The organism is Pedobacter sp. ASV12 (assembly GCF_016429155.1).
In the GTDB taxonomy this organism is placed as follows: Bacteria; Bacteroidota; Bacteroidia; order Sphingobacteriales; family Sphingobacteriaceae; genus Pedobacter.
The window spans coordinates 48528-68048 of sequence record NZ_JAELUC010000009.1; the positions used below are offsets into that span (position 1 = coordinate 48528).

Genomic DNA, 19521 nt, shown 5'->3' on the forward strand with positions numbered 1-19521 from the left:
AGTATAGCGTACCGAGACGGTATGCCCATGTTTACAATTATTTTATTTTATTGTCCAATAGTACGAGAGAAGTATCTCAATACGCACTACGCAATTCTATTTTCTTACAACAGTTCAAAAATACCTGCCGCGCCTTGGCCCGTACCTACGCACATGGTTACCATGCCGTATCTTTTGTTTTGCCTTTTGAGTTCGTTGAAGAGCTGCACCGAAAGTTTAGCTCCCGTACAACCCAATGGATGGCCCAAAGCTATAGCGCCTCCATTTACGTTTATTTTTTGCGGATCCAAGCCCAAGGTTCTGATCACCGCCAACGACTGCGAAGCAAAAGCTTCATTCAACTCAATCAGGTCGATATCATCTTGCTTCATTCCCGCCTGTTTTAAAGCTTTCGGAATAGCTTCGATGGGACCAATGCCCATAATTCGTGGCGGTACGCCAGCAATGCCATAACTTACCAAACGGGCAATCGGCGTTGCACCCAATTCCTTCATTTTCTTTTCCGAAACCACCAGTACAAAAGCTGCTCCATCAGAAGTTTGCGAAGAATTACCCGCAGTAATGCAGCCATCGGCCGCAAAAACAGGTTTCAGCTTGGCCAAACGCTCAAGCGTGGTATCAGCGCGCGGCCCTTCATCGGTATCCACCACATAAGAACGGGTCTGTTTTTTCAGGTTGCCATCCAAATAGGTTTCGTTTACCGTAATGGGCAAGATGCCGTCTTTGAGGTGGCCGTTCTTGATGGCTTCTACAGCTTTAAGATGCGAACGATAGGAAAACTCATCCTGGTCTTCGCGGCTTACATTATATTCTTTAGCCACGGCTTCGGCTGTTAAGCCCATGCCCCAGTACCAGTCTGGATTATTTTTGGCAACCGCTGCATTGGGTACCAGTTTCCAGCCTCCAAATGGCATACCCGACATGATTTCTACACCACCGGCCACAATGCAATCGGCCATACCGGCCTTGATTTTTGCCACGGCCGTAGCAATGGTTTCTAAACCAGATGCACAGTAGCGGTTAACGGTAACGCCAGGCACCTTATCGGTATCGAGCCCCATTAGGCTAATCATACGGGCAACGTTTAAACCCTGCTCGGCTTCTGGCGTAGCATTGCCAACGATTACATCGTCTATTTCTGCCTTATCCAAATTAGGAACCGAGGCCACCAATGCCCTGATCACATCTGCCGCCAAATCATCAGCTCTTGTAAAGCGGAATACACCCCTCGGGGCCTTGCCCACGGCTGTTCTTAGTCCTGCTATTATGTATGCTTCCATTTTATAGTATCTAGTAGTGCGTATTGCGTAGCGGGTATTGAGATATACGCGCCTAACACAATTTATTATTTTAAAGCACCTTGAAGTTTATAATTCATTTTCTGTAATTCATCGATGTTGTCCAAAAGCTCGCCCGCTATTTGTTCATTTACAAATCCGAGCTTTTCTGCAATTACCAATTGTGTTTGTAACTCGTATGACGAGCCGTTAGCAACTCCTAAAAACTGTTTGAACTCACCTTTCGTGTTTCGCCCGGCTCCTTCGGAAATATTTGAAGGAATAGAAACAGCACTGCGTCTTGATTGAGATATTAGACCATAGCGTTCATCAATGGGATAATCCGAAGTAATTTGATAAATCCTCACCGCCAAATCAATTGACTTATTCCAAATTTTTAAATCTTTTATATTATGCATGCCATAAGTATTTAATTCGATTATTTGGGGATTGATTTTCTATTTTGTCTCAATACGCTTGTCTCAATACGCACTACTCCTTCCTAATTCCTCAACGGCTTCCCTTTGGTTACGATAGACTGTATTCTTTCCAAAGTTTTTCTTTCGCCACAGAGTGACAAGAAGGCTTCGCGTTCCAAATCCAGCAAGTATTGCTCGCTTACTTCGGTTGGCGATGAAAGGTCTCCACCGCACATGACCCAGCCCAGTTTCTCCGAAATCTTTTTATCGTGTTCGGAGATATAATGGCCGGCATACATGCTGTTGGCTCCGGCATACACAATGCCCAGGCCTTGTTTGCCTAATACCTTGATGTCTTTGCGCTGCACCGGCTTGGTGTATCCTGCATCGGCCAATTCTATTGCCTTGGCTTTGGCATCGGCGATTAAGCGGCTTCTGTTCATGCTGATGCCGTACTTGCCTTTTTGCAGGTAACCCAATTCTGCCGCTTCTACCGCAGAGGTCGACACTTTGGCCATACCAATGGTCAGGAAGCGGTCTTTGAGCGTGTTTTGCACAATCTGATCGGCATGATATTCGTCAGAGGCCCGCAGCGCAAACTCTTTGGTACCGCCACCACCCGGAATTACGCCTACCCCAAACTCTACCAAGCCCATGTAAGTTTCGGCATTGAGCTGCACAAAGTCGGCATGGAGACTAAACTCGCAGCCACCGCCCAAAGTCAGGTTATGTGGCGCCACCACTACAGGAATTGACGAATAACGGATGCGCATTGATGTATTTTGGAACATCCTGATGGCCATATTCAATTCTTCCCATTCCTGCTCTACAGCCATCATGAAGATCATACCTACGTTGGCACCTGCCGAGAAATTAGCCCCATCGTTGCCTATCACTACCCCGCGGTAATCCTTTTCGGCCATATCTATGGCCTTGTTAATAGCCGACAGCGTGTCGCCTCCAATGGTATTCATTTTCGAATGAAATTCTACATTTAAAATGCCATCTCCCAAATCAATGATAGAGGCACCGGCGTTTTTCCAGAGCACCTTGCTGGCCCTGAGGTTATCCAAAATGATAAAATCGGCCGTACCCGGAATTTCTTGATAGCTTTTTGAAGGGATGTCGTAATATTTCTTAATTCCGTCTTCTACTTTATAAAACGAAGTATGACCAGCTTCCAGCATTTCGCCTACCCATGCAGCAGGTTGATGGCCGTATTTTTTCATGCCTTCAATGGCTTCGGTAACACCAACAGCGTCCCAAACTTCGAATGGGCCTAAATCCCAACCAAAACCGGCACGCATGGCATCGTCTATGCGGTATAATTCGTCAGAAATTTCAGGAATACGATCCGACACATATTCGAACAGTCCGAAAAAAGAAGCCCTGAACAATTCGCCAGCCTTATCTTTGCCAGCTGCGAAAACCTTCATGCGGTCTTTCACGTTTTCGATACTCTTGGTAAGGTCTAAGGTGGCCGATTTTACTTTCTCCTGCGGCCGATACTCGAGCGTTTTCAGGTCGAGCGCCAATATTTCGGTTTTGCCTTCGGCATTTTTAGTCTTTTTGTAGAAGCCCTGCTTGGTTTTATCGCCTAGCCAGTTGTTTTCTTCCATCTTTTTCACGTAAGCCGGCAACTGGAATAAATCATGAGCCTTATCCTCAGGGCAATTATCGTACAGGCCTTTGGCCACCTTGATCATGGTGTCAAGCCCTACAACGTCGGTGGTACGGAAAGTAGCCGATTTCGGTCTGCCCAAAGCCGGACCGGTAAATTTATCCACTTCCTCAACGGTCAGCCCCATCTTCTCCACCAAGTGCAACAAGGCCATGATTGAGTAAACTCCAACCCTGTTGGCAATAAATGCCGGCGTATCTTTACAGAGCACCGTGGTTTTGCCCAGAAACTTATCGCCGTAATGCAATAAGAAATCAACCAGTTCTGGCTTGGTATAAGGCGTAGGAATGATTTCGAGCAGCCTCAAATAACGTGGTGGATTAAAAAAGTGCGTACCGCAGAAATTTGCCTTGAAATCGTCGCTCCTGCCTTCGGCCATTAAATGAATAGGGATGCCCGAAGTATTGGAGGTTATCAAAGTACCTGGTTTGCGGAATTGTTCTACCTGCTCGAATACTTTTTTCTTGATGTCCAGGTTTTCTACAACCACTTCGATCACCCAATCGCAGTTGGCAATTTTCGGCATATCGTCGTCAAAGTTGCCTGTAGCTATTTTCTGCAACACACTTTGCGAATAAATTGGCGAAGGGTTGGTTTTTACCGCGGTTTGCAAGGCCGTGTTTACCATGCGGTTCTTCACTGCCGGATGGGTCAGGGACAGACCTTTGGCCTGCTCTTCGGCATTCAGTTCTTTCGGAGCAATATCCAGCAGCAATACCTCTACGCCAATATTGGCGAAATGACAGGCAATGCGCGATCCCATAATGCCAGAGCCTAATACGGCTACCTTATTTATCTTTTTGTTCATCATGATCTTTTACGGGCGAATAAGCCAGGGTTAATTGGTTAACTTTGGAGAGCGTGGCAATCAGTTGTTCTTTTTCTTTGGCGCTGAGCTTTTCGTTTAAGTATTCGTTAAAAGACACCACTACGTTTCTGGCCAACTTTCTTTTTTCTACACCAAAGGGGGTTAGAAAAACTTTGACAGAACGCTTGTCGCCTGCCGCAATTTCTCTGTATATTAGGCCCAGCTCTTCCATGTTGTTGAGCATGCGCGACAGGCTGGTGGCTTTTACGCCGAGCAGGCCTGCCAATGCCGATACGGTAGTACCCTCGGCATGAATGTTGATCAGCACATAGCCAATGGCCTGGGTAATCCCAAAACCAGAGGCGATTTGGTTATAGGTGTTCGAAACGTTTTGCCAAACGATCTTTAAAAAATAATCTACTGTTTCCTGTTGCTTCATTAATTACTATGCTTGCATAACAAATCTAAGCTATTAAAGTTTAGGATGCAAGTAGAATATTAAAATAATTTTTGGAAATGACTTTGACCTGAAATTCGGGTTTCGGTTACTGATTTTTAGTTTGCAGTCAACCATAAAAAAGAGTAAAAAAAAAGCCTCCGATTTTATCGGAGGCTTTTGTATTTCAAAGAATGAATAGCCTAATACAAGGTAAATTCTACCCTTCTGTTTTGCTGACGACCAGCTGCAGTTTTGTTGGTTGCGATTGGCTGATCAGGACCGTAGCCAGTAGCTTCAATTCTGCTGGCATTGGCACCTTGCGATACCAAATAGGCTTTTACTGATTCAGCTCTATCTTTTGATAAACGCATGTTCAATTCTCTTGAACCTGTAATATCGGTATGGCCGGCTAATTTCAGGCTAAAGTTTTTCTCTACCAATAGCGCAGCTACTCTATTTAAGGTCGCGTAAGATTTAGCACGGATAGTAGCTTTGCCCAAATCGAATTCAAGGTTTTTAATCGCTTCAGCTACTACTTTACGGTCAGCTTCAGTAACGATTACTTTCTCGGTTACCTGAGGTGCAGGGATTTTGATCGGACAGCCTGAGCCATCAACTACCGTTCCTGCAGGTGTACCTGGACATTTATCCAATTTATCGGCTACACCGTCACCATCGCTGTCTTTCAACAAGTCGTTCATTTCTGAACGCAATTTGGCATTTTCAGCTTTTTGAGCATCCAAATCTGCCTTCAAGGCGTTGGCTGTATTTTTAGCAGCCACTGCTTGGTCGTAAGTAGCCGCAACCGGGTTGTGGAAAGCCAATTGTTTTCCTTTACCCAAGGCAAACTCTAAACCGGCATAACCATAGTTGTATTTGTCGTTGCCATTTCTGTAATAGCCGTCAAGGTTATCGCCGTCAACAAAGTTAATTGTCCAGCCCAAATCAAGGTTAACCCCATCAGAAAGCCTGAACTTGGCGCCTAAACCTACCGGAATAATCAGCTCGCTAATGGTTTTGCCACCTGCATAAGCCGAAGTGCCCGAAGCAGTAGTGATGGTTGGCTTATAACCAGCCAAACCTGCACCTGCCGAAGCATAAAGCTGCAAAACATCTTCTTTTTTGAACATGTCGATATTGAACATATTCACTACCGCATTTAAGCTACCAGAATATTCCAATTGGGTATCGAATGCTTTTACCGGGCTGTTGTTGATTACGCCACTGTCATAAGCTTCCGAGTTATCGCCTTTCAACTTACCTCTTACTCCATCTAAACGTAACGAGAAATAAGGTGTAAATTGTTTTTTGATATACAAGCCATAACCGAAGCTTGATTTATTGTTGCTGAAATCGTTCTTGCCACCAAGCGGAGACAATGGAGTAAGCACACCGGCATTTACACCAATAGACCAGCTCCTCAACGGGGTGCTGGCAGGTTCTTGGGCTTGTGCTGCAGTTCCGATAAATAAACCAGCTAATGCAACTGGTAGACATTTTAAAAGTTTCGAATTCATAGTTGTGATTTTAATAAGCGTTCTTTTGTTTACTGCTCTTGTTCAATAGCTGTACCAAAGATCGAAAACCAACAACAAAACAAATTAAAATACTTTTAAACAGATAGTTAGCCGTTATTTCTCCTGTATTAAATTTGTTAAATAATGTTAAATAAACTGTGCACTTTGCTATACAAAATTAATATTTAGCGGAATTTATGCCTCAAATTTTATCAATTTGGCACGCCTTATTTGATGCTGCCCGCAAACTTCCACTGGGTACTGAAATTTTCGGGAAGTTGCTGGTTGGTTAGTAAGGCCCTCACCATTTCAACCGGCATGTTGTTTTCGTGCAAAATACGCTCGTGGAATTGGATATTGGTCATCTTCCCACTGGCCACCAATTCTTTGTGCAATGCCCTAAATTGCAGGCCGCCTAGCATATAGCCAATTTGGTACAACGGCCCATAGCCACCCGTAAACGAGCGTCTTACCTCGGCCTCAGCATTGGCGCGCTCAAAACCTACACGGTCTACCAAAAAGTCGATACATTGTTTTGGCGTCCATTTGCCCAGGTGGTAATTCATAGAGAAAATAATGCGGGCGCAACGATGCATGCGCCAGAAGAGCATCCCGATTTTATCTTCTGGAGATTTCGGAAAGTTTTGGTCCCAAAGCAGCATTTCCCAATATAATGACCAGCCTTCGGTCCAGAACGGTGTACTAAAAACCCTGCGGTAAGGTTTGTAGCGGCTCTGCATGTAATATTGCAGGTTGTGGCCCGGGATGAGTTCGTGAAACACAACCGCTCTCGAAAAATGCCGGTTGTTGCCACGCAGGGTCATCATTTTGGCATCTTCGCTCATGTCTTCAGTAGGATAAGCAATCAACACCGACTCGCCTCCCAAGAAAAACGGTGCGAATAATTGTTCCTGCGGACTCAACATGCGCATGCGCCAGCCTTCCTTGGCCATAGCCGGAATAGCAATCAGTTTATTTTTCTCTACAAAATCAATGGCTTCGTTGGCCAATTCGTAAACCAGTTCGGGTTGCTTGCCTAACTCGGGATAATCGGTTTTTACCTTTTCCAACGCTTTTTTCCAATCGTTGCCAAAGCCCATTTGTTGCGAAGCCTTTAGCATTTCGGCATCACACCAGGCAAATTCACGCATGGCAATGGCTTCGATCTGCTCTGGCGTGTAGGCAATCATTTCGTCCTTCAAATTGCTGAGCAAGGCCGCCCGGCCAATGGGATTGCCGATAATGCCGCTGCCATCGTCTTTTACAGCCGAAGGCTTGGCCATTTTGCCCAATACATTGGCATAGGCTTTCAGGGCATCGGTTACTTCAGGATAAACGCCTTTGGTGGCGGTGGTAAACTGGGGGTCGTAGCCATCATAAAACTTGTAGGCCTCCGTAAATACGGCCAAATATTGCTCAACGGTTTGTTTGGCCCAGGCGGCCTGTACTGGCGTAACGGCCAGTTCTTTTTGCTCTACCGCCTTTGTGGTTTGCAGAATGGCTTCTTTGAGCCGGATAAATTGTTGTTGCACGGTTTTACCGTCTTGCTGCTGCCCTATACGACGCTTGGCCTCAAAATCGATAAGGGTCTGGGCAAAAGGCAAAGTAAAAATGGTACTGTTAAATTCGGCAAAATTCTGTTGCAAACTAGCCGAATCAGTCCTGATATCTCGTTTAAGCAAGATATAATCTACCCGTTCGTTTACGGTAAGCTTATTAAAAGGCAGGGATTTTAGTTTTTGGCGCCAAGCAGCATAAAAGCGCTCCATGCGTTTAAAATACTCCACCGACCGCTTGAGCGTGTATTTGCGGTTGAGCATGGTTTCGTCGGCCTGGTATTGGTTAATCAACGGACTGATGAGGCTGGCTTCGTTGCTTTGGGCATGAGCCAGTTGTAACGCTAATCCTAAAAACAGCAATAAAGAAGTTAGTTTTCGCATGAGGCAAGATTGTTTGATGGGCTGCAATATAATAAATGCAACAAAATTAGTTACCATAGCCCAAGGCTTTGATTTGTAACTTCTTTAAGGAACAATGGTTGTTGCGCAAAACCTACCAGCCAATGGCTTTGTCGTCGCCACGCGGATCGGCACCGCCTTGGTAAAATCCCCATTTGGTTCTCAGAATGGCATCCACCCGCCCTATTGGCCCACGATATACAATCTTATAACCTTTAGCCTGCAGTTTAACCATCGTAAGGCTATCCAGGGCATTTTCTTCTACCGAAATATCATCTGGCAACCATTGGTGATGAAATTTTTTGGCACTTACCGCAGCCTGCATCGATTTGTTAAAGTCGACCACGTTTAAAATGGTTTGGAAAACCGAGGTAATGATGGTTGAACCACCTGGCGTACCTACCACCATGAACAATTGTCCATCTTTAGACAGAATCGCAGGGGTCATGGAGCTGAGCATACGCTTGTTCGGTGCAATGGCATTGGCTTCGCCACCAACCAATCCGTACATATTCGGGGCACCAGGTTTTACCGAAAAATCGTCCATTTCGTTGTTCAGCAAAAAACCTGCGCCTTTTACCACTACCGCAGCCCCATAAGAACCATTCAGTGTGGTGGTAATGGAAACAGCATTGCCTTCTTTGTCTACAATAGAAAAATGGGTAGTTTCTTCGTGCTCGGCAGGGGGAATTTCGCCTGCCCCGATAGTGGCACTGTTGCCGGCTTGTTGCCAATTGAAGGTGCCCATGCGTTGCCTGATGTAGGCATCTTCCATTAATTTCTTTTGCGGCACGGGATAAAAATCGGGATCGCCCAGGTAAGAAGCGCGATCGGCATATACTCTCCGCTCGGCTTCGACCATTAACTGAACCGTAGAATCGGCATTAAAGCCCCATTTGGCAAGTGGATAAGGCTCAACCGATTTGAGCAACTGTACCAAGGCTATGCCTCCACTTGACGGGGGTGGCATGGTTACAATTTCGTAACCTCTATAGTTGCCCACAATGGGTTTGCGCCACACGGCCTGGTAGTTTTGGAGGTCTTGCTTGGTCATGATACCACCTCCGCGCTGCATTTCGGCAACGATTGAGTCTGCTACCGGACCTTCGTAAAAGCCTTTCCTTCCCTTTTCAGCAATCAGTTTTAGCGTATTGGCCAATTCCTGTTGTACCAATACATCGCCTTCAGTCCATTTGCTATCTTTAAGCAGTGCTGTGCCCAAGGGATTGAGGGCTTTTAATCTTTTTTTAAGTCCGTTGAGTTCGTTGGCTTGGCGGGCGGTGATCTTGAAGCCTTCGGCAGCTAATTTAATAGCAGGTTTTACCAAATCTTCCCATTTCAATCTACCATATTTTTGATGGGCTTCTACCATGCCAGCCACCGAACCTGGAACGCCAGCAGCCAATTGCCCGTACAGGCTCTTATCTACAATAGGATTACCAGATGCATCCAAGTACATGTCTCTTGTGGCACTGCCTGCCGCTTTTTCCCTAAAATCGAGGGTATTGGCTTCGCCTTTGGCCGAACGGTAAACCATAAAGCCGCCACCGCCAATGTTGCCTGCATTTGGGTAAACTACGGCTAAAGCAAATTGAACGGCTACTGCCGCATCAACCGCATTGCCCCCTTTTTTGAGGATGTCAACCCCAACCTGCGAGGCAATGCCATTGGCCGAAACTACCATGCCATTACGGTATTCATCGCTGTTGTGCCTGCCTAGCTGACCGCCTACGCAGCCGAAAAACAGGCTTATGGAAACTAAACCTAAGGTAATTGCACCTAACTTACGCTTTATAGTTTTCTGCATCTTTATAGATCTTTTCGATGATGGCCGCATATTTTTCGAGGACTACCTTCCGCTTAAAGCTCAGTTTAGGGGTAAGCTCGCCTCCATCAATGCTGAATTCTTTGGGCAAAAGCGCAAAGCGTTTGACCTGCTCCCATTTGCCGAATTCTGATCCTAAAGCTACAATAATCTGATTATATTTTTCCAACACCTGCTCGTTTTTGATCATTTCCTCATTGGTGCTGTAATCGATGCCTTTTTTGGCGCACCAGGCTTTCAGCGCCGGAAATGCAGGCACGATCAAGGCCGAAGGGAATTTCCTGTTCTCGCCCAACACCATGATCTGTTCTATCAGAGGCGATTCTTTATAGCGGTTTTCGAGCATTTGGGGCGCTACGTATTTGCCACCCGCAGTTTTGAAGATTTCTTTTTTGCGATCTGTGATTTTGAGGAATTTGCCTTCCAGTATCTCGCCGATATCACCAGTATGGAACCAGCCTTCGGCATCGATGGTCTCGGCCGTCAGGTCGTCGCGTTTGTAATAGCCTTTCATCACGTTGTGCCCACGCACCAAAATTTCGCCATCGGCGGCAATCTTGATTTCAACGCCTTCGATTACCGTGCCTACAGTGCCGAACATGGTGGCACCAAAATGGTTAACGGTAATTACCGGCGAGGTTTCGGTGAGGCCATAACCTTCGAAAACGGGCATGCCGGCGGCCCAAAAAATACGGCACAAGCGCGGGTTGAGGGCTGCACCACCCGAAACGAGCACCACGATGCGTCCGCCAAGTGCCTCTTGCCATTTTTTGAACACCAACTTACGGGCAATGCCCAACTTGAAGTTGTACCACCAGCCGTTGTTGCCGTCGAATTTTTCGGCTAGGGCCAGCGACCAAAAGAAAATGCCTCGTTTGATACCTTTGAGGTCTTTTCCCTTTTCCAATATTTTATCGTACACCTTTTCCAACAGTCGGGGTACGGTAGAAAAGGCATTGGGTTTTACTTCCTGGATATCGGCTACGATGGTGTCCATGCTTTCGGCATAATAAACCGATACGCCAAAATAGGCATAGAGGTAGGAAATCATGCGCTCAAAAATGTGCGACAGAGGCAGAAAGCTCAATGACACCTTAATTTCTGTTGGAAAGATGATGGCCGATTTTACGAAGTTCTTCACCAAATTATCATGGGTAAGCATTACGCCTTTGGGTGTTCCAGTGGTGCCTGAAGTATAGATTAGCGTGAGGATATCTTCGGAACTCACCGCTTGCCTGTAGCTTTCTAAATCAACATTGGTTGATTTTCCAACCTCGACCACTTCCTGCCAATGGCTTGCGCCTTGCACCTGATCGAAAGTGAAAACCTTTACTTCATGTTTGATTTCCCGGCAAACCATGGTCACTTTTTGATAAAGCGTTTCGTCGCTTACAAATACGATGGTAATTTCGGCATCTTCGATAATGAATTTTACATCGTGTTCGGCCAGGGTTGGATAAAGCGGAATTTGATAAGCACCGAGTTGCATGATGCCATAATCGCAGATGTTCCACTCGGGCCGGTTATGCGACATGACCGCTACCCGAGAGCCTTTTTTGATGCCCAAAGTAGTGAGGCCGCGGCTCAGGTTGTCGGTTACTTCACAAAAATGTTTGGTGCTGTACTTTTCCCATTTGCCCTTGATCTTGCCGCTGATAAATTCTTCTTTCGGAAAGTTCTCGAGGTTGTATGGAAGGAGGTCGAATACCCGTGTGATGCTTGTAGACATGAAATAGCAATTTAATTTGGCCAGGAACTGCAGCAACGAATTACTTGTTTGAACTCGTTGTTTCTCAAATCTAACAAATTATACTTTTCGTATCAACCCATTTCGAAAATTATTATGCATGCAGAATAATTTTATTGCTTTTTGATGATGTTAGAAGAAGAATAGAAAATAGGCAACAGCCTCTTGACCATTGCCTATCTATATTGAAAGTAGTTAAGGAAAGTTTACTTTTTACTTTTTACTTTTTCGAGTTCTTTCCTCAATTCATCGATAGCTTGTTCTTGTTTTTCATTCTTTTTGTTTTGGTCGATGAGCAACAAGGTAAGCTCTTCTACTTTTTTGAGCAACAATTTATTCATTTCGCCTAGTTCAACTCCATTGGCTTCCACTTCCTTGGCACTTGGCATTTCGGGCAGGCGCTTATTCGCTTTGATGTAGCCTTCCAATGCTTCCAACGTTCCAACTTTATAATCTTCTTCAAAAACGTAGTCCGGCCAGTTGGCGGATTCTACCTTGATTTCTTTGGCGCGGATCTTGCCATTTACGGATAGTTTTTCTTTTGGTGTGGTAGTACCAATGCCAACATTGCCGGAGCCAAGTACCGTAAATAAATCGACACCACCCCCTAATCCTACATCATTTACCGTAAATCTTACTTCGCTGCCCGTACCAGCAACTCCAGCACTAGCAGAAAGACCAACAACTACCCAGCCGGGTTTTGAATCATGGGCATGACCATATAAATTAAGCGCACCTCCAAAGCCGTCTGATCCGGCTCCGGCCTGCATTGTCACTTTCCCCGTGCCAGTATACGTTGCGTCTGTAATGATATATCTATTGACGTTATCACCAGAAAAACCAAGGTTGCCGTTTATAGTTAATTTTTGTGTAGGGATAGTGGTACCGATGCCTACATTGCCGCCCACGTTAATGCCCAGCGTGGTCGTATTTCCATTTTGTGTGACGGTCTGTAAATCTTGGGCGAGGCTAAACAAAGGAGCCGTCGCTAAAAGTAGTCCAAATATTTTTTTCATATCAATTGTTTTTTTTAGTCAGTTTTCTCAATAGCGCTTCCAGCCTTTCTTGTCTTTCTTCCAAGTTTTGAAGCTTTTCATTTTGGCATTTGACCAGTTCTTTGTTTTTAGTCAATTCTTTATCTTTTTCGATGAGGTACAAAGTCAGTTCTTCAATCTTTTTTTGTTGCAATTTCATCATCTCACCCAGCTCAACACCGTTGGCTTCCACTTCCTTGGCACTCGGCATCTCAGGCAAATGCTTGTTAGCCTTGATATAACTTTCCAACTCTTGCAACGTTCCAACCTTATAGCCTTCTTCAAAAACATAGTCTGGCCAATTGGCAGTTTCCACCTTGATTTCCTTGGCGCGGATCTTGCCGTTTACGGACAGCTTTTCGTTTGGCGTAGTGGTGCCGATGCCTACATTTCCATTATCAGTAATCTGCATGGTTGGCTCTCCTAAAAATGTTGCTCCGATGGTTTCCGAACTTGCATTTTTTGTATAGAATTTAATTCCTCCTTCACTAAAGCCCCTTCCCAACACAATGGCGCTTCTGGCCATATTGCCATGAGAATAAACCAATTGCTCCGATGCAGAATGTGGTTTTAATCCGTGAGCCAACACTAATCCGGCAGAAGCATACATGCTCCCGATTGTATTATACTCGTTATTATTTGCGGTGCCGAAACCTAGGTAGGCCCCACCGGTTGGGTCGAAAATATTAATATTTCCGTTTACAGTAAGCTTTTCACTAGGCGAGGCCACACCAATCCCCACATTGCCATTTCCATTACCAATGTTTTCAAATAGAAACCCTTTTTCTGGGTTTATCATTAAGCGCGTATAATTTGCCATATCTCCTGACCGCGAGGTCTGGAAGCGAATTTTGCTTTCCGCAACATTTTGCCCAACCTGCTCTATGAATGCACCAATGGCGTCGATTCCAGAATAAATTGATTTAGAAGTTTCATTGCCCCAACGTAAAATCCCATTGATATGCAATTTATCTAAAGGATTAGCGATACCGACACCTATATTTCCATTGGCTAAAACACTCAGTCTTTCTCCACCCCCCGCGTAGATAGCCAATCTTTGGGTTGCCACTCCGTTTGCATTTCCTGCTACCAAATAACTGGGACCAGCCTGCTGATATAATTGCAAGTGGTTCCCTGAAGTACCTTCTTGAACCACTATTGCATTTTCTACATTTTTTGTTGTTGTATAGCCTCTTTCTGTCACTGTTTGCAAGGTTTCCTGTGCTTTTGAGACGTAGGCCATTGAAAACAATACGCCCAGAACCATTATCCTTTTCATTTGAAATTAGTTTTGTTTAAGTAATTTTTTCATAAGAAACTCCAGGTTCGTAACCCGGTCATCTAAAGCGCCATTTTTTTCTTTTTCCTTTCGAAGCTCTTTATCCTTTTCGATCAAATGAAGTGTTAGTTCTTCGATCTTCTTTTGTTGCAGTTTCACCATTTCACCCAATTCTACGCCATTGGCTTCTACTTCCTTCGCACTCGGCATCTCAGGCAAATGCTTGTTAGCCTTTATGTAACTTTCCAACTCTTGCAACGTTCCAACATTATAGCCTTCCTCAAACACATAATCCGGCCAGTTGGCGGTTTCCACCTTGATTTCCTTGGCGCGGACCTTGCCGTTTACGGATAGTTTTTCGGCAGGACTGGTAGTGCCTATGCCGACGTTGCCACTTTGGGTAATCCGCATTTTCTCGCTGTCGACTACGGGCTGATCCACATTTAAGGCTCCATTTATCCCCGTGTGAAAAGTAATGCCATAATAATAGTTTAGAGAAACGAAAGAGCCTGCATCATAGGGATTGGCCGTTTTCTTTACTGTATTCGTTCCCGAGCCAGACATCACGTTGTTGCCCAAAATGGTTGAGGCACCACCGTAACTCTCAGACAAGGAAGCATAATTGATCAGGTAACCAGTTAGTGGATTCGAGAGTTTAACATTGCCATTAATCGTAAGTTTTTCGCTGGGTGTGCTTAGACCAATTCCAAAATTCCCATTATCATTGCTTACCAAAAACGACCTCCAACTCCCCCATCCGGTACCCGTATAACCCGACCGGATGTACACGTCTCCCTCGTCAGAAAAAGTCAATTCATTGGCTTTGCCACCAGAATCGTCAGCCCAACCCCTTATACCAAGGACCGTATAATAGGTATTGGGCAAACCTAATATAGTGCCCGATTTAAAATGCGACTCAACAGATTGAGAATAAGAATTGGGAACCGTTGGAACGGCTCTTGTATCCTGAACAGTTAATATATTGGTTTGCGCCATCAAAGTTTTAGCCGATAAGAAAACCAGCATGGTGATTATATATTTTTTCATCTTATTTTTTTATTTTCATAAATGCCTCCAACTTAGCAATTCTTTCTTCTTGCTGTAGATTTTTGGTCTTTTCTACGACAAGCTCTTTATTCTTTTCTGCCAGGTCTTGTAATTGTTTATTTTGTTCGATGAGCAACAATGTCAATTCCTCAATCTTCTTTTGCTGCAGCTTGACCATTTCACCTAATTCTACACCATTGGCCTCCACTTCTTTGGCGCTCGGCATCTCAGGCAAATGTTTATTTGCCTTGATGTAACGTTCCAATTCTTCCAACTTTTCAACCTTGTAACCGTCTGCAAATACATAGTCTGGCCAATTGGCGGTTTCCACCTTGATTTCCTTGGCGCGGATCTTGCCGTTTACGGACAGCTTTTCGTTTGGCGTAGTGGTGCCGATGCCTACGTTGCCTTGTGCATTCCAGATACCATTCTCCGGCATCATCACGTTTCCTTTAAACTTATTTTTATATGGGATCTCTATGGTTTTATTACTTGTCGCCAAAGCTTCGTCAATAGCAACCCAACCTTGAAACCAAGCGCTAGTTTCTAGAATCCCTTGCGCATATGCACTTACGGTGAAGCGATTATAATATGATTTATCATCGATGAAAATCACAACCCTGCCGCTTTCATTCGACAATAAAACCCTAGGCGTGTAACTTCCAGAAGAAGCAATAGTAGCCGAATGAAAGTAGAAATTATTTGGATCATTAGAGGCGCCTGAAAAATAAATATAGTAGGCCAAGGTTAGGTCTATTACCTGAGAATTTGCAAAATCATAGCCTTTAATGCTAATCGTTGGCATTTGACTACTTGTTAAAAAAGGCAAATTGGTAATAATTTTTATTCCGTGAGTTGGTGTATCATTAAAATTATAGTTTACAAGATTAGGGTAATTTTGGGCATGCACCGTATTTATAAAAAATAATGCGATGATTAAATACAGGTATTTCATATGCTATTTTTTCGATTTTATTTTGTGGTTGATTGCATTGACTAATTTGATCAGCTCTTCAATTTCTTTGTCCTGAGCCTTATTTTTCTCTCTTTCGCTAAATAGCTCTTTATCTTTTTCAATCAGATATAGTGTCAGTTCCTCAATCTTCTTTTGTTGCAGCTTGACCATTTCACCTAATGCCACCCCGTTCGCCTCCACTTCTTTGGCACTCGGCATCTCAGGCAGATGTTTGTTGGCCTTGATATAACTTTCCAACTCTTGCAACGTTCCAACGTTATAGCCTTCTTCAAAAACATAATCTGGCCAGTTGGCTGTTTCCACCTTGATTTCCTTGGCACGGATTTTTCCGTTGACGGCTAGTTCGTAACTACCAGGCGCTTGCGTTTTAACACCTACATTTCCGGAAAAATAGCCTTGGTTTGGTGTTACGCCTGAAAGCCCCAACAAGGAGGCAATGATGGGTTCGTTACCATCTACCACTTCTACGCGAGGGGCGTAAAAATATTGACGGTCATTGACATCGGTATCATAATAAAGATAAGACCTTATGTTGGTGGTGGTGGTACCTACCGCAAATTTGAAATCGGTGATATCTACCGCTCTGATCCCTGTAGTACCATCGTAAATAGCACCGTAGCTTGTTGTAGATGCATCACCACTGCCGTGCACATAGCCAACCACCAAATACCATTTGTTCAATTCAGGTAAATCGCCATACCAGAAATAAGGATTGGTGTTGGGAACACCGTTCAAGTCATTTACATCTTGCGTTCCAAGATAACTTGTGCCGTTTGTTGAATTCGTCTTCTTGAGCCAAATGGAAAAACGATACATCTTGGTATGATCAATAGCAAAATAAGTATGGTCAAATCCACCATCTGCAAAACCATCTCCCTGTGGCTTTCCTTCCCATAATATAGCACGCTGCCCTTGCGGACCTGTGCCCCAAAAACGGGTATTTTCACTGACCTGTCCATTGGCAATGAAAGCTCCCGAACCACCAGTTCCTACTGTCCAGTTTGGCATGTCGAGCAGGTTTTGTGCACTTGCATTCAGGTTAAAAAAAGCAAAGCTTAAGGCGCAGCAGCATGCCCTGCGCAAACGATTTGTCTTCATAAGTAGAACGTTAATCTGGTTAAATTTTGAGTCCGTTATCTGCGGTTAAGCTAAAATAAATTTGAGACATAAAAAAATATTTTCCCCAACAGTGGTTTTCGCAGGACGAACGCATCGAAATGCTGGACGAACGTGCGTTTTGAAAGGATATTTCGTTTCAGAAAACTGGATTTTTAAGGTCGATTTTAGAGGCATTTTAGCAAAAAAATGCGTAAACTAATCATAAGTCGAAAAACAAGAATGCGGCTCTCGTTTACTCCGCCGTTTATTTCTCCAAGGCATTGAGGGTCAGCAGGAGGGTTAATTGCCCGGTCTTTTCTTTTGCGCCGAGTTCTTTCTTGTCGCTCAGCTTCAATTCAGCAATTTTGCCAATTCCAGCACTCTTGCTCAAAGTATCCAGCAATTTAACCAGATTAAAGTAGTTGCCTTTAAAGGTAAATTGCTGGGCTACCATTCCTTGCTTCAATGCGATAGTATCGGTTACGCTCTGCGTGTTGCTGCTGAAATTAACCTGCACGTTTTGTGCGGAAGCCATGCCCGAAACGCTTTGCCATAAGCGGTTTTCGCGGTCTTCTTTTTTAATCGCATACGACTTTAGCGCATTGATGTAGAATGCATTTTTTCTGCTTACCTGCGGAAAGGTACTGTCTTCTGATTGAGCCGCATTTTGCTCTTTTTTAAGCTGACTGTTTAATCGCATGGCCTCGAAAGTATGCTTCAACGAAAACACATAGGCAATGTAAAGCGATACGACCATGCCGGCCATGAGCACCCCATTTTTTTTCTGATGGCTTAAGTTCTTCCACATGGCTAATAGGTAATGATTAAGCTAAATTGATAAGCTGTTGTTTCTTGATCTTCCTGATATTTGAGCAGTTTGGCCGATTTGACCCAAGGCATTTCCTTGAGTACAAAAATCCAATTATTTACCGCTGTAAGGTTATCTGTTGAGCCAAGAATTTTAATGCTTGGCTGCCTTTCGGCTTTTTCTGCATCCGTCTTAAAATCATTGACCGCTACTTCGTGAAGGCTGAGTTGCCTAGGCATACTTTTGCCTATTTCATTGAGCAGGAAACCATAATTGTAGCCTCCGTTCCAATGCAACTGTTTAAGCAAGTATTCGTTGCTCGCGATATTCTTTTGCAGCAAATCGGTTTGGTCCGCACTTGCGGTCTGCGCACCTACTTGTTGGGCAAGTTTGGCATTTTCCTGGTTGTAATAAGAAAACAGTCCAAAGCTGATGAGCAATAACCCAAAAAGCCCGAACAGGAAAATAAGCGCTTTCTTTTTCAGGCTGGCATTGCCCAAAAAATCGGAGAAAGCACTATTTACTCTTTCTACATTGGCTAAAATCGGGGTTAACTTCTCGTGCAAAACCAGTTGAAAAGCAGAGGCATAAGCTAATATATTTTCTTCGGGAATGAGCTCTTGTTCTATTTTGACCTGAAAATCGTGCTTCAGACCCGCTTCGGCACTATAGCTCATAAAATGACGTTCTGCCGTCAGCACAAATCCATGTCCGGCAAAGCGCATTTCTGTACTGTAAATATTCAGTTGTGGCCAAATGGGTGCTGTTACAATACCGCCAAGGCTCAACATCAACACTTTCAGCCCTGCCCTGCCCAGCTTATCCAGCAATTCGTCTACACCTTGCCTTCTGATAATGCTGCCTAGCGCATTGTTACCCTGAACATAAGACTGTACGTAAAAATCCTTTACCTCAATTGACGGGAAAGCTTGTTGGATCACCTGCTCGGGCAAAGTATCTGTAGCCACCTGCATATTCTTGTGGATAATGCCTCGCCCTGTCAGTGTCAGCGCCACAGGGAAATTTTTAGGCAGGCTCTCCAATACCTTATGTAATGGGCCTTCTATCACCTTGTTGCTTTCGATATGTAGTTCGTTATCTTTTTTGGCAAGTTGGCAAAACCGGCAACTATAGCTATTGTCGCCAAGGCTATGCAGCTCTACACCCAAAACCGTATTTAAACCATCAAACAACATCTTAATAAAGGATGGTAGGTTTAATAAAGACTAACGTAACCACTTTGGCATTTGATTTCTCACGACTGCTAAACAACCACTTTAAAATCGGAATACGTGACAACAAAGGCACGCCCGATCCGCTTTCACTATTTTCTGTCCTTTCTAAGCCACCCAATACAATCATGTCTTCATTTTTGGCCCTGATGATCGAGGTAAACTTGCTGATTGATTGCTGTCTCTTATACACATCTGACGCTGCCGACGAACCACGACATGTGTGGGTGTCGGTGGGGGGGGGGGGAATAAAAAAGGGGGGGGGGGGGGGGGGGGGGGGGGGGGGGGGGGGGGGGGGGGGGGGGGGGGGGGGGGGGGGGGGGGGGGGGGGGGGGGGGGGGGGGGGGGGGGGGGGGGGGGGGGGGGGGGGGGGGGG

General features: G+C 44.7%; 17 protein-coding genes. 1 reads left to right on the forward strand and 16 read right to left on the reverse strand.

Annotated elements, in window-relative coordinates; all coding sequences use genetic code 11:
• Positions 1-104: 104 nt before the first annotated feature.
• From JHD69_RS04575 to JHD69_RS04650, 16 genes are all read right to left on the reverse strand, one after another.
• Positions 105-1280, reverse strand: a complete 1176-nt coding sequence (locus tag JHD69_RS04575; protein ID WP_199137813.1) for an acetyl-CoA C-acyltransferase — start codon at positions 1278-1280, stop codon at positions 105-107.
• Positions 1281-1345: 65 nt separating this feature from the next.
• Positions 1346-1696: a four helix bundle protein gene (locus tag JHD69_RS04580; protein WP_199137814.1), complete on the reverse strand. Its 351-nt coding sequence runs from the start codon at positions 1694-1696 to the stop codon at positions 1346-1348.
• Between the two features lie 83 nt (positions 1697-1779).
• Positions 1780-4185, reverse strand: coding sequence for a 3-hydroxyacyl-CoA dehydrogenase/enoyl-CoA hydratase family protein (locus tag JHD69_RS04585; protein ID WP_199137815.1), 2406 nt, complete (start codon positions 4183-4185; stop codon positions 1780-1782).
• Positions 4166-4624, reverse strand: a complete 459-nt coding sequence (locus JHD69_RS04590; protein ID WP_199137816.1) for a MarR family winged helix-turn-helix transcriptional regulator — start codon at positions 4622-4624, stop codon at positions 4166-4168. The genes JHD69_RS04585 and JHD69_RS04590 overlap by 20 nt, the downstream gene beginning before the upstream one ends.
• A gap of 200 nt (positions 4625-4824) precedes the next feature.
• On the reverse strand, positions 4825-6141 hold the full coding sequence (locus JHD69_RS04595) for a DUF6089 family protein (RefSeq protein WP_199137817.1): 1317 nt from the start codon (positions 6139-6141) through the stop codon (positions 4825-4827).
• 227 nt (positions 6142-6368) lie between these two features.
• Positions 6369-8081 carry a DUF885 family protein gene (locus JHD69_RS04600; protein WP_199137819.1) on the reverse strand — a complete coding sequence of 571 codons (1713 nt, stop codon included), beginning with the start codon at positions 8079-8081 and terminating at the stop codon, positions 6369-6371.
• Positions 8082-8193: 112 nt separating this feature from the next.
• Entirely contained in the window at positions 8194-9906 is a 1713-nt protein-coding gene (gene ggt, locus JHD69_RS04605) for a gamma-glutamyltransferase (RefSeq protein ID WP_199137821.1), read from the reverse strand.
• Positions 9884-11653 carry an AMP-dependent synthetase/ligase gene (locus JHD69_RS04610; protein WP_199137823.1) on the reverse strand — a complete coding sequence of 590 codons (1770 nt, stop codon included), beginning with the start codon at positions 11651-11653 and terminating at the stop codon, positions 9884-9886. Before JHD69_RS04610 ends, ggt begins: the two co-directional genes overlap by 23 nt.
• 224 nt (positions 11654-11877) lie before the next feature.
• The gene (locus JHD69_RS04615; protein WP_199137825.1) at positions 11878-12687 is read right to left on the reverse strand and encodes a hypothetical protein; all 810 of its coding nucleotides are present in this window, start codon (positions 12685-12687) and stop codon (positions 11878-11880) included.
• A 1-nt stretch (position 12688) separates the two neighbouring features.
• Entirely contained in the window at positions 12689-13984 is a 1296-nt protein-coding gene (locus JHD69_RS04620) for a hypothetical protein (protein ID WP_199137827.1), read from the reverse strand.
• A gap of 6 nt (positions 13985-13990) precedes the next feature.
• Complete coding sequence (locus tag JHD69_RS04625) at positions 13991-15031, reverse strand: hypothetical protein (protein WP_199137829.1); 1041 nt, start codon at positions 15029-15031, stop codon at positions 13991-13993.
• 1 nt (position 15032) lies between these two features.
• Positions 15033-15986 (reverse strand): hypothetical protein, encoded by a 954-nt coding sequence (locus tag JHD69_RS04630; RefSeq protein ID WP_199137831.1) that lies wholly within the window; start codon positions 15984-15986, stop codon positions 15033-15035.
• A 3-nt stretch (positions 15987-15989) separates the two neighbouring features.
• Positions 15990-17015, reverse strand: a complete 1026-nt coding sequence (locus JHD69_RS04635) for a hypothetical protein (RefSeq protein WP_199137833.1) — start codon at positions 17013-17015, stop codon at positions 15990-15992.
• Positions 17016-17370: 355 nt separating this feature from the next.
• Complete coding sequence (locus tag JHD69_RS04640) at positions 17371-17913, reverse strand: hypothetical protein (protein WP_199137835.1); 543 nt, start codon at positions 17911-17913, stop codon at positions 17371-17373.
• Positions 17914-17915: 2 nt separating this feature from the next.
• Entirely contained in the window at positions 17916-19109 is a 1194-nt protein-coding gene (locus tag JHD69_RS04645; RefSeq protein ID WP_199137837.1) for a hypothetical protein, read from the reverse strand.
• Between the two features lies 1 nt (position 19110).
• Positions 19111-19275 (reverse strand): type II and III secretion system protein, encoded by a 165-nt coding sequence (locus JHD69_RS04650; protein ID WP_233165696.1) that lies wholly within the window; start codon positions 19273-19275, stop codon positions 19111-19113.
• On the opposite strand from JHD69_RS04650, the gene JHD69_RS04655 reads away from it, so the two are divergent.
• Positions 19274-19521: hypothetical protein (locus tag JHD69_RS04655; RefSeq protein WP_199137839.1), on the forward strand; the 248-nt coding region annotated here is incomplete at its 3' end. The two genes, JHD69_RS04650 and JHD69_RS04655, sit on opposite strands and share 2 nt — an antisense overlap.